The organism is Streptomyces sp. NPDC057253 (assembly GCF_042669125.1).
Taxonomy (GTDB): Bacteria; Actinomycetota; Actinomycetes; order Streptomycetales; family Streptomycetaceae; genus Streptomyces.
Map to the genome: position 1 here is coordinate 1 of NZ_JBHUXV010000207.1, position 9,951 is coordinate 9,951.

Sequence of the window (9,951 nt, forward strand, 5' to 3'; positions counted from 1 at the left end):
GCCGCTGCCGTCGGTGGCGGCCGAGCAGTTCACGTAGTAGGTGGTGCCGGCCGCCAGTGCGGCGTGGGCGGGGACCAGGAGTGCTCCCGCCAGCATGGCGAGGAGGGCCAGAACGCGGGATGCCCGGCGGGCCGGACGCGCCGTTCTGCGACGCTTCATTGCGACGCTCCTTACGGGGTGATCGAGTCCTCCGTGCCGCGGATCGGGGCACGGGGCTTCCTGCGCCGGGCGCGTGCGGCTCAAGCGGCGGAGCGCCCGGGATCCTTGGCCGCCGCGCGGCGGCGCCGGAGGCTAGTGCGCGGCGAGCGCGTCCAGGGCGGATGTCTCCAGGGCCGGGGCCGACGTCGTGAGGACGGAGGCGTGTCGCATGCCGTCCGGCAGGTCCAGGGAGAGCGGCTCCCAGGTAATGCCGTCCGGGCTGCGGGTCGCCCCGTATCTTCCTTCGAGGAAGTGGTCGAAGATCATGACCCACCCGTCGCCCCGGCGGAACAGTGACGGTCCCTCGGCCAGCGAGGGGGTCACCGGTCCGTTCGGTGTCGTGTACGGGCCGCGGGGGACGTCGAACGTCGTGAGGTGGATGTCCTTGTGCGCGGTGGCGGTGTCGTTGATCCCGCGTTCGTCCTTGAAGGCCATGAGGAAACCGCCGCCGTCCAGCTCGCGGACCGTGGCGTCGATGACCGAGTGGCCGGGGTCGAAGAAGATCCCGGGCGCGGAGAAGGTGCGGAAGTCCTCGGTGGTGCAGTGCCAGATGCGGTGGTCCTGGGTGAGGTGTTCGAAGTCCCGGCCCTCGGCGGTGCCGCCCGGCTCGACCACGGACGACCAGATGAGGTGGTACAGCCCGCTCAGGCGGTCCAGGAAGAATTCCGGTGCCCAGGCGTTCAGGGCCCCCGGCACCCGGGCCATCACGGGCACCAGCCGCTGTTCGGACCAGGTGAGCAGGTCGGTGGAGGTGGTGTGGACGATGTCCGGGCTGGTCCAGCCGTCGGTGGCGAGCAGGTGGAACAGTCCGTCGGGGCCGATGCCGATGAAGGGGTCCCGCAGCCGGCCGGCGCCTCTCCTACGCCAGCGGGTTCCGCGCGGCCACCCGGCTCATCGCCGACCACCGCCCCACGGCGATCGTCGCCGGCGCGGATCTCATGGCGCTCGGCGCCATCGACGCCGCCCGGGCGAGCGGCCTGGACGTGCCCACGGACTTCTCGGTCGTCGGCTTCGACGACCTTCCCCAGGCAGCCCAGAACTTCCCCGGCCTGACGACCGTACGCCAGCCCCTGCACGACATGGGCCAGAAGGCGGCTCGCGCGCTACTGGCCCTCATCGACGGCGGGAAACTGCTGATGGAACACATGGAGCTGGGCACCGAACTGGTCGTTCGCGACTCCACGGCACCCTGCTCCACCGGCACCACGGCGTGAGCGCGCACCGCGCCCTACCGCGGGCCGTACCGCACCGCGCCCTACCGCGCCGCCCCGGCAGGGAGCGAGGGCCGGGTGCCTCGGCGGTCTCGTGGACAGGCCGGCAGGGCATCGGGCCGAGCGACGCCGGCGTCGACCCGGTCGACAAGCCGCGCACCCCCTGCCCCGCGGACGGATGCCGTAGCGCACGTCGGGTGCCCGGTCGCCGTACCGTTCAGGACGCCCCGCCGTGGGCGCGGATGGCCTGCCCGGTGACCCATCGGCCCCCGTCGGAGGCGAGGAAGGCGACGACGTCGGCGATGTCCTCGGGCTCGGCGATACGGCCCAGCGGGGTGCGTGCGGCGATCTGGTCGATCGCCGCGGCGGGCAGGTGTTCGACCAGCCCGTCGGTCCGGGTGGCGCCGGGAAGGACACTGTTGGCGGTGATCCCGCGGGCGCCGAGTTCGTGCGCGAGGGTGCGGACCATGCGATCCGTGGCCGCCTTGCCGGCGCCGTAGATCCCGCCGTTGGGTATGTGGTCGACGGAACTGCCGCTGGAGACGACGACGATCCGCCCGCCCTCGCGCAGTCGGTTCGCCGCCTCGCGCAGCGCGACGAAGGCGGCTCGCGTGCTCTGCACGACGGAGATCTCGAAGTCCTCGTCCGTGGCGTCGGCGATCGTGGTGAAGCGCGGTGAGCCCACGCCGTGCACGAAGATGTCCACCCCGCCGAAGTGCCGGTCCGCCGCGTCGAACAGGGCGCGGAGCTGGTCGGGAACGGTGGCGTCGGCCTGGACGGCCACGGCCCGTCCCCCGTCGGCCTCGATCTCGGCGACGACCTTGTCCGCGGCCTCACGCCGGCTGAGGAAGTTGACGATCACGTCGACCCCGTCGGCGGCCAGTCGCACGGCGACGGCTCTGCCGATGCCCCGGGAGCTTCCGGTGACGATGGCGGCCTTCCGTTCGGTCATGCGTGGCTCCTCGAAGTGGTCTGCTGCGGCGCGTGGTTCGTGCGCGGTGACCGGCAGAGGGACGTCCCGGGCCCTTCTGATCACCTCGGCCAAGTCTCACACCCCACCCGAACGCCGACGCGCGAGCGTCCCGGCGAACGGAACGACCCGTTGCGCCACGGGCTTTGACACGCGTCGCCGGAACGGCACAGCGGAGCAGGCACCGATGACGGTCCGGTGTTCCGGAGGCCGGAACAGGGACGTCGGACGGTTCGCCGTGTGCCGCACCATGTGCGGGTGCCATCTACCAGTGCGCCCGGTTCCCGGAGGTCGGCCGTCGTCCCACGCGCTGCCATCGCGGAACCGACGACGGCGATGGTGAGGCGGCCACTCACCCATGTGCTCCTCTCCGTCAGCCGTCCCGACCGAGGAGATCGAACGTGACGTATGTCGACCTCGACCATGACCGTTGCGAGGGCCACGGGCTGTGCGAGCAGGTGGCTCCCGAGATCTACCGGCTCGATGACGAGGGTGAGTTGGAACTGCTGGTGACCGAGGTGCCGCCGGAGCTGCGTGCCAAGGCCGAGGCGGGTGCCCGCACCTGTCCGGTCGCCGCTCTGCGCGTGCGCGGCTGACGGGGCGGACCCCATGGCCGAGCCGCGCCGCCCGCCTTCCCCGCTCGCACCGCTCCCCGCCGCGCGCCGTTCCGCCCTTCGAGCCCCGTCCTCTCCTGGAGAGCCGCCATGACGACTTCCGTGCCCGCCGAACCCACCACCCCGTCCACCCCCTTCGACCCGCTGAACCCCCTGCACCAGCAGGAGGCGGCCGAACGCCTCGCCGAGGCACGCCGCCGCTGCCCGGTGTCGCATCCCCGCGCCGGCATCAGCGTCGTCGCGGCGGAGAGGGACGTACGCGAGGCACTCAACTGCCCGGCGTTCTTCTCCAACCACGGCAACTTCACCCTGGACGACTCGGTGGCCCCGCCGTCCGCGGCGATCACCCGCATGGACCCCCCGGACCACACCGCGCTGCGGGCCCGGCTGCGCAAGTGGTTCGCCCCCGCCAAGCTGCGCAAGCAGGAGCCGCGGATCCGGGAGATCACGGAAAGGATCGCCGCCGGGCTGCCCGAGAGCGGAACCGCCGATCTGTACGCCCTGTTCTTCAACCGGATCCCGGCACAGGTCGTCTTCGCGCTGCTGGGCCTTCCGGAGGAGTCGTGGTACGAGGTCCAGGGCTGGACGGACCGGGTCTCCGCGGACCTGGTGCCGAACGGCTTCCGGGGCCCCGACTTCGAGGCCCTCTTCGGGTTCCTGACCGGCGAGGTGGAACGCCGCCGGGCGGCCGGCCCGACCGGGGACGACGTCATCGACGGTCTCGTCCACGCCGAACCGGGCGAGCAGGAGTTCACCACGCGGGAGGCCGCCGGGCACATGCTGCAGCTCGTCTTCGCGGGCACCGACACCACCCGGAGCCTGGCGACCAACCTCACCTACGAACTGCTGCGGGACCCGGGGCTCTGGGAGCGCGTGCGTGAGAACCGGGCACTGCTGCCCATGGCTCTGGAGGAGTCGCTCCGCCACGATCCTCCGCTCCGGTTCGTCATCCGTACCGCGAAGGACGGCGCGGAGCTGTCCGGAAGCCCCATTCCGAGCGGCAACAAGGTCCTGCTCAGCCTCCAGTCGGCGGGCGCCGACGAGCAGGTGTGGGGGCCGGAGGCACAGGAGTTCAGCCTCGACCGGGAGACCCTGCCGGCGCACCTGTCCCTCGGCTACGGCATCCACACCTGCCTGGGTGCTCCGCTGGCCCGGCTGGAGGTGCGCGTCATGCTGGAGGCACTGCTCGACCGATACCCCGGCATGCGGCTGGCCGAGGACTACGTCTGGGAGAAGACCCCGGGTGACATCCTGCATCGGCCCCATCGGCTGGACGTGGTCCTCGGCTGACCGGAACATCCGGCCCCGTGACCGCCGCCGGCGTCTGACCGGGACGGCGCCGACCCGCTCCGGGGCCGGAACCGGCATGCCGTTCCGCGGGCGGCGGGGCCCGCGGCTCTGCCGTCGCCCTTCCGGGGCCGCGCGGCAGACGGCCCCGTACCACCGCCGCGGCCCCGTACGACCGCGCGCGTGACCGCGTCGGGTCATGAATCCTTCGCCCGCGTCATGGGCCCGTCGACGCCGAGCGGGCGCGGTCGGTGATCGAAGCGAGGACGAGTCGGTACAGATGGGAACTGATGGCCGTCCTGATGTCCGGGACGGCGTCCGCGTGGGCGACGAGACCGGTGACGAAGACCAGGTTGAGCGCGGCGAGTTCGTCCGCGAACTCGTGGGCGTCGGGGATCCCGGAGCTCCGGGCCACCTGTTCCAGGACGGAACCCAGCCACCTGTGCCGCCGCTCGTTGTCCTCCCGCACGATCGCCCGCACCTCCGTGTCGTCGGACGGGTGGAGTTGCAGCGAGGCGAACAGCCGGAACAGCGGTACGTGCCCGGCGACGAGGTCGGCCGCGATCTCGTACCGGGCGGCCAGGCGCTGGCAGGTCGGGGCGGGCACGTCGTCCACGGCGGACAGGCCCTCGAAGCACGCTGTCATCCCGCGCCAGAGCACGGCCCGCAGCACACCGGACTTGCTGCCGAAATGGTGGTAGACCGAACCGACCGGCAGACGCGACATCTCGCAGATCTGGCCGATGGTCACGTTGGCGTAGCCCCGAAAGCCGAAGAGCTGTTCGGCGGCGTCCAGAATCCTGGTGGCACTGCAGGGGATGGTGTCCACGCTCAGTCCTCGCCGATCGGCGCCGGTCAGTCCCCGCTGGGCAACGGTCCCGTACCCGCGGAGAGTTGCTCGATCACGGACGCTCCCTCCAGCGAGTGGAAGGTGCGTTCCAGGGGGAGCGATCCGAATGGTCTGCGCGGGTCGTGGAACCGGACTGTCACGGCAGCATGTTCGGTCCCCGGTCCGTCATCCCGGGGGCTCCGGAACCCCGCTCCGCGGTGCGAAGTCCGTGTGCTCCGCGGCGGCCCTCCAGCAGTCCGGCTGCGCTTTCGACCAGCCGACGAGACTCCCTGAGGGGGCGTCGGCGGCCGTTTCGGTCATGTCCGCTCCTCAGGTAGGCGCTCATCCGACATCCTCGGTTGTAGTGAACCCGTTCGGTTCTCGCCGCAAGGAGTTCCGTTCGTCGGAACGGAACCCACGCGAGCCCACGCAGGGCCGCGCCACTTCGGCCCCACGCGCTGTTCCGCGGTCGCCACGCGGTGGGCGTTGCTGTCCCGGAGCGTGTTCACCGGGGGGCACCCCGACCCGCCGTCGAACGCCCGACCGGTCCCACCCCACGTCGCCCTGGGGTGGGACCGAGATCTCCGCGCCGTCAGGCAACCACGGATGCGACTCCGGGAAAACGGCGATCCCCATCGGGCCGCTGAATGTGTACAGGTCAGAAGGCCCGAGCGGGCCGGCCGCGTGGTCCGCCCCGGCGGACGGTGGATCAGGCCGGTGGGATCCGGCTGCCGACCCGCTGGCGGAACAGCTCACTCATCGGTCTGCGGGCCCGGGACACGGTCCAGGATCGATGCCAGGATGAGCCGGTGCAGGTGTCGGCCGACACCTGTCCTGATGTCGATCCCGGCGCTGCCGCCCGAAGCCACAAGCCCGGTGGTGAACACCATGTTGAGCGTCGCGAGTTCCCTCGCGCACTCCAGGGAGTCCCGGACACCGCAGCGGTCGGCGACGGCCTCGATGAAGACGACGACCCGCGCGTAGCCACGCTGCACGCTGGCGTCGACGATCGACTGGATTTCCTCGTTCTCGGCCTGGTGCAACTGCAGCGAGGCGAAGAGCCGGAACAACGAGAGCCGTTTGGCGATGAGGTCGCCCGCGATGGCGTAGTGCGCGGCCAGTCGGTCGAACGGGGAACCCTCCAGGTCGTCGAACCAGGGCAACTCGTCGAAGAACGACCGCATGCCGCGCTGGAGCACCGCTCTGAGCACGCCTGCCTTGCTCCCGAAGTGGTGGTACACGGATCCGACCGGCAGACCGGACGCCGCGCACACCTGATGGATACTCACATTCGCGTAGCCATGGGTGCCGAACAGGTGTTCCGCGGCGTCCAGGATCTGGTTCCGTGAGGTGTCCATTCGCCGCCTCTACTCGGTGGTAGCCAGGAGATCGGTGGACACCATGGCCGTCGACCTGGAAATCGCCACAGCCGCCTGGCGCAGCGCATTGATCAGCACCTGACCACTGCCCGCGGACGCCGGGAACGCCACCGAGACCGCCGCGACGATGCGCTCGCCGACCAGTACGGGTACGGCCATGCACGCCAGACCGTCGGCCGCCTCCTCGCGATCGGCCGCGTAACCGCGCGTCCTGATCGTCTCCAGCTGGCTCCGGATCTGTTCCGTGGACGCCAGTGACTTGGCGGTCCTGCGTTGCAGCGGCCCGGCGAGCGCGGTCGCCGTGACGTTGTCGCCGGAGTAGGCCAGGAGCACCTTGCCCACCGCGGTGCAGTGCGCGGGGAGTCGATCACCCACGGTGGCCGGTGTGGGCAGGCTCTTGCGGCTGGGCAGTTTCTCCAGATACACGACATCGGAGCCACGCAGCACCGCCAGGTGCAGGGTCTGGCCGGTGTAGCGGTGGAGCTCTTCGAGATGGACGAGCGCCGTCTCTCGGAGGGCGGCCTCCGGTGGCAGCGCTCCGAGGGTGAACATGCGAAGCCCGATGCGGTAACCGCCCTCGTGCTGCTCCACGGCTCCGATGTCGGAGAGCATGGCGAGCACTCGGTGCACTGTCGACTTGGGCAGGCCGCTCTGACGTGCGATCCGGGCGAGGGTGAGCACGCGTTCCTTGTGGTTGAACGCGCTGAGTACGTCAAACGCTTTCCACAGCACGGACGGTGCCACGGCCCCGGAAGGGATCCCGCTGCCCGCTGGGGACTGGTCGATCATGGGGCCTGACCTCCGCGTTGAGGCTAGAACCATCGTTCTAGTGGATGCTATGACCCCTATTCCGGCTCACGCAATAAGCAGTGCCGTTCCGATGTCCGGGAAATTCATGACTCCGGTCGGCGGGCAGGAGGTCACCAGACGACCGGCCCGTCCTCGTCGAAGAAGCCGCCGGTCGGTCCGTCGGCGCCGATGCGGGCCATACGGACGATGATCTCGGCACCCTGCTGGACGGTTTTGAGCCCCGTGTTGCCGTTGAAGTCCGTCGCCGTGTAGCCGGGGTCCACCGTGTTGAACCGGATGCCCGGAAACGCCTTGGCGTACTGCGCGGTGATCATGACCAGGGCGGTCTTGGAGGAGTTGTAGTCCAGCATCAGCACCTGGAACTCGGGCCGTGCGGGGTCGTCGTGCGCCGCGGGTGACCCGAGTCCACTGCCGACGTTGACGACCACGGCGTTGTCGCTCGTCTGCAGGAGCGGCAGGAATGCGTGGGTGACACGCACCACCCCGAAGACGTTCGTGTCGTAGGTGGCCCGCAGGTCGGCGGCGGTGGTCTCGCCGACCGGTTTGCGGCTGCCGGCGATGCCGGCGTTGTTGACGAGGACGTCGAGGTGGCCCGCGTCCTCGCGGACCTGTTCGACGGCGGCCTTGACGGAGTCCTCGTCGGTGACGTCGAGCGGCAGGAAGCGGGCGCCGATCCGCGCGGCGGCCTCCTCGCCGAGGCGGGTGTCACGGTCGGTGACGTAGACGCTGTGCCCGTCCTCCGCCAGACGGCGGGCCGTCTCGAAGCCGAGACCCTTGCCGGATCCCGTGATGAGTGTGGTCGGCATGCTCACTCCGGATGTGAGGAGGGCGTCAAGGACGCGGCTCGGGCCTCCTGCGTGGAGACGTTCGGTCGGGTTCCCGGGGACGTCCGATCGGTGAGGACCTCCCGCAGTTTCGTCCCGAAGTCGGCGAGCGTGAGCGACGTGTCGTCGACGTCCAGGAACCCGCGATGGTCGCTGGGCAGAGTGATCGCCGCGCTGCCGAGGCGGTCGGCCAGGGCCAGGGTGGCCCGGCTGGCGAACTGGCCCCCCGATCCGGCACCCACCGCGGGCACGATGCGGGTCGATGCGGTGCGCAGTGCCTCGAAGTCGTACACGTAGGACACGATGGAGAGGAGGTTCTGGGCGAAGAGCGCATGGTCGCGGGAACCGTCGTCGTCCGGCTTCAGCCCGTAGTCGGCCGGGTCCGGCGCCGGCCGGTCGGGATAGTCGGCCGGCAGCGGGCCGTTCTGGCCGACGAGTTCCAGGAACTGCGCCGTGGCCGCGTTGCGGCCCGCCTGCCGGTAGGTCCGGTTGATGTTCCTGCACGCGGCCAGTACCACGGCGTGGTCCGGCAGAAGCCGGGCGGCCGGAGGCTCGTGCGCGACGAGTGTCCGGACGCCCGCCGGGCGCCGGCTCACCAGAGCCAGCCCGTTGACCGCCCCACCCCCGGTGCCGAACACGTCCACGGGGCCGTCGCCCAGTGCGGAGATCAGCCGGTCGAGGTCGTCGGCGTGCTGGACAGGCGTCGACTCGACGGCGCCGTCGGTACGCACGCTGCGCCTGGTCCCGCGCGGGTCGTAGGTCACCACGGTGCGGTCGGCGAACCGCCGGGCGAGGGGTGAGAACTCGGCGGCGCCCTGCGGCGTGCCGATGAGGAGGAGGGTCGGCTCGTCGCTGGACACGTTGGCGCGAACTTCGTAGTGCAGCCGGGCGCCCGGGACGTCGAGGGTGTGGGGGGTGTGGGGGGTGTGCGTGGCCATGATCGGTGCTGCCTCTCGGCGTGGTCTCTAGTAGCCGGGGAAGACCCGGCGGAGCAGGTCGAGGTCGGTGGCGCCCGTCGTGGTCACGCTGACCGGGGTGTACCGGTCGGCGAGCCTTCCCGCGACCAGTCGCAGCCAGGCTTCGGCGGGGAGCCGGAGAGTGCCCTCGGACTGCTCGGGCACGTCGAACTCCACGCTGACGGGTGCCTGCAGCCGCAGTGCGAAGACGGAGTCGGGGTCGGATGTGGTGACGTGGATGACGGCGGTGCGGCCTTCGAGCGCGTCCGTTCTGCCCACCCAGGCGAGCATGTCCGGCTTGGCGTGCAGCAGGGCCGCGGCGGCGTCCGAGGGGAGCGTGGCCGTCTCGTCGAAGGCGACCGTCACGTCCCAGGAGTGCAGGGCGAACTCGCTCAGGCGCAGCCGCGCCGAGGTGGCCACGTCGACCGGTTCGGGCAGGAAGCCCATGTTGATGTGGAGTTTGTCGCGCGTGGGGGCGTCCAGGGATTCGTAGAGTGCGATGAGGGAGCCGTTCGCTCGGAGGAAGCCGTCGGCGCGTTCCCGTCGGGTCATGGCGTTCCAACTGTCCCAGATGCCCTGGTTGAGATCGGGGCCGGGGTACTCGGTGTTCTCGACGGCGGCGCGGAGACGGGTCTCGAAGATCTCGGCACCACTGCCCAGGTGGCTGAGGACCTGGGAGACGTCCCACTCTGCCGCGCCCGAGGGGCGGGAGAGGTCGTCGTCGCTGAAGCCGGACACCGACTCGGCGAGGGAGTCGTGTCCGTTGCGGAGGATCGCGATGACCGCGTCGGCGTTGCCCATAGCTGCTCCTGTGGTCGGGGTCGGACGGGGAGTTCGACGTGGGCGGGGCCCGGTGGGCAGGACCCGTGAGCC

Annotated in this window: 10 protein-coding genes and 1 pseudogene; 3 read left to right on the forward strand and 8 right to left on the reverse strand. The window is 70.8% G+C overall.

The features are described from left to right. Positions 1-291 precede the first annotated feature (291 nt). Positions 292-903 (reverse strand): hypothetical protein, encoded by a 612-nt coding sequence (locus ACFULQ_RS46750; RefSeq protein ID WP_383557264.1) that lies wholly within the window; start codon positions 901-903, stop codon positions 292-294. Positions 904-1,070: 167 nt separating this feature from the next. Here ACFULQ_RS46750 and ACFULQ_RS46755 point away from each other — a divergent pair. Continuing rightward, positions 1,071-1,412, forward strand: a pseudogene (locus tag ACFULQ_RS46755) (LacI family DNA-binding transcriptional regulator); the annotation flags it as partial. A 214-nt stretch (positions 1,413-1,626) separates the two neighbouring features. Here ACFULQ_RS46755 and ACFULQ_RS46760 read toward each other — a convergent pair. Further along, complete coding sequence (locus ACFULQ_RS46760) at positions 1,627-2,361, reverse strand: SDR family oxidoreductase (RefSeq protein ID WP_383557267.1); 735 nt, start codon at positions 2,359-2,361, stop codon at positions 1,627-1,629. Between the two features lie 419 nt (positions 2,362-2,780). On the opposite strand from ACFULQ_RS46760, the gene ACFULQ_RS46765 reads away from it, so the two are divergent. Next, the gene (locus tag ACFULQ_RS46765; RefSeq protein ID WP_383557270.1) at positions 2,781-2,975 is read left to right on the forward strand and encodes a ferredoxin; all 195 of its coding nucleotides are present in this window, start codon (positions 2,781-2,783) and stop codon (positions 2,973-2,975) included. 108 nt (positions 2,976-3,083) lie between these two features. After that, positions 3,084-4,283: a cytochrome P450 gene (locus ACFULQ_RS46770; RefSeq protein ID WP_383557273.1), complete on the forward strand. Its 1,200-nt coding sequence runs from the start codon at positions 3,084-3,086 to the stop codon at positions 4,281-4,283. 214 nt (positions 4,284-4,497) lie between these two features. On the opposite strand, the gene ACFULQ_RS46775 is transcribed toward ACFULQ_RS46770, so the two are convergent. The 6 genes from ACFULQ_RS46775 to ACFULQ_RS46800 all read right to left on the reverse strand — a co-directional run bounded on the left by ACFULQ_RS46775 (position 4,498) and on the right by ACFULQ_RS46800 (position 9,879). Next, positions 4,498-5,109 (reverse strand): TetR/AcrR family transcriptional regulator, encoded by a 612-nt coding sequence (locus ACFULQ_RS46775; RefSeq protein WP_383557276.1) that lies wholly within the window; start codon positions 5,107-5,109, stop codon positions 4,498-4,500. A gap of 752 nt (positions 5,110-5,861) precedes the next feature. Continuing rightward, positions 5,862-6,467: a TetR/AcrR family transcriptional regulator gene (locus ACFULQ_RS46780; protein WP_383557279.1), complete on the reverse strand. Its 606-nt coding sequence runs from the start codon at positions 6,465-6,467 to the stop codon at positions 5,862-5,864. Positions 6,468-6,476: 9 nt separating this feature from the next. Next, positions 6,477-7,277: an IclR family transcriptional regulator gene (locus tag ACFULQ_RS46785; RefSeq protein WP_361278349.1), complete on the reverse strand. Its 801-nt coding sequence runs from the start codon at positions 7,275-7,277 to the stop codon at positions 6,477-6,479. A gap of 131 nt (positions 7,278-7,408) precedes the next feature. Next, positions 7,409-8,104: an SDR family NAD(P)-dependent oxidoreductase gene (locus tag ACFULQ_RS46790; protein ID WP_361278347.1), complete on the reverse strand. Its 696-nt coding sequence runs from the start codon at positions 8,102-8,104 to the stop codon at positions 7,409-7,411. Between the two features lie 2 nt (positions 8,105-8,106). Further along, a complete protein-coding gene (locus ACFULQ_RS46795) occupies positions 8,107-9,060 on the reverse strand; it encodes an alpha/beta fold hydrolase (RefSeq protein WP_383557284.1) in 954 nt (317 codons plus the stop codon). A gap of 27 nt (positions 9,061-9,087) precedes the next feature. After that, entirely contained in the window at positions 9,088-9,879 is a 792-nt protein-coding gene (locus tag ACFULQ_RS46800) for a maleylpyruvate isomerase family mycothiol-dependent enzyme (protein WP_383557287.1), read from the reverse strand. Between the last annotated feature and the right edge of the window lie 72 nt (positions 9,880-9,951).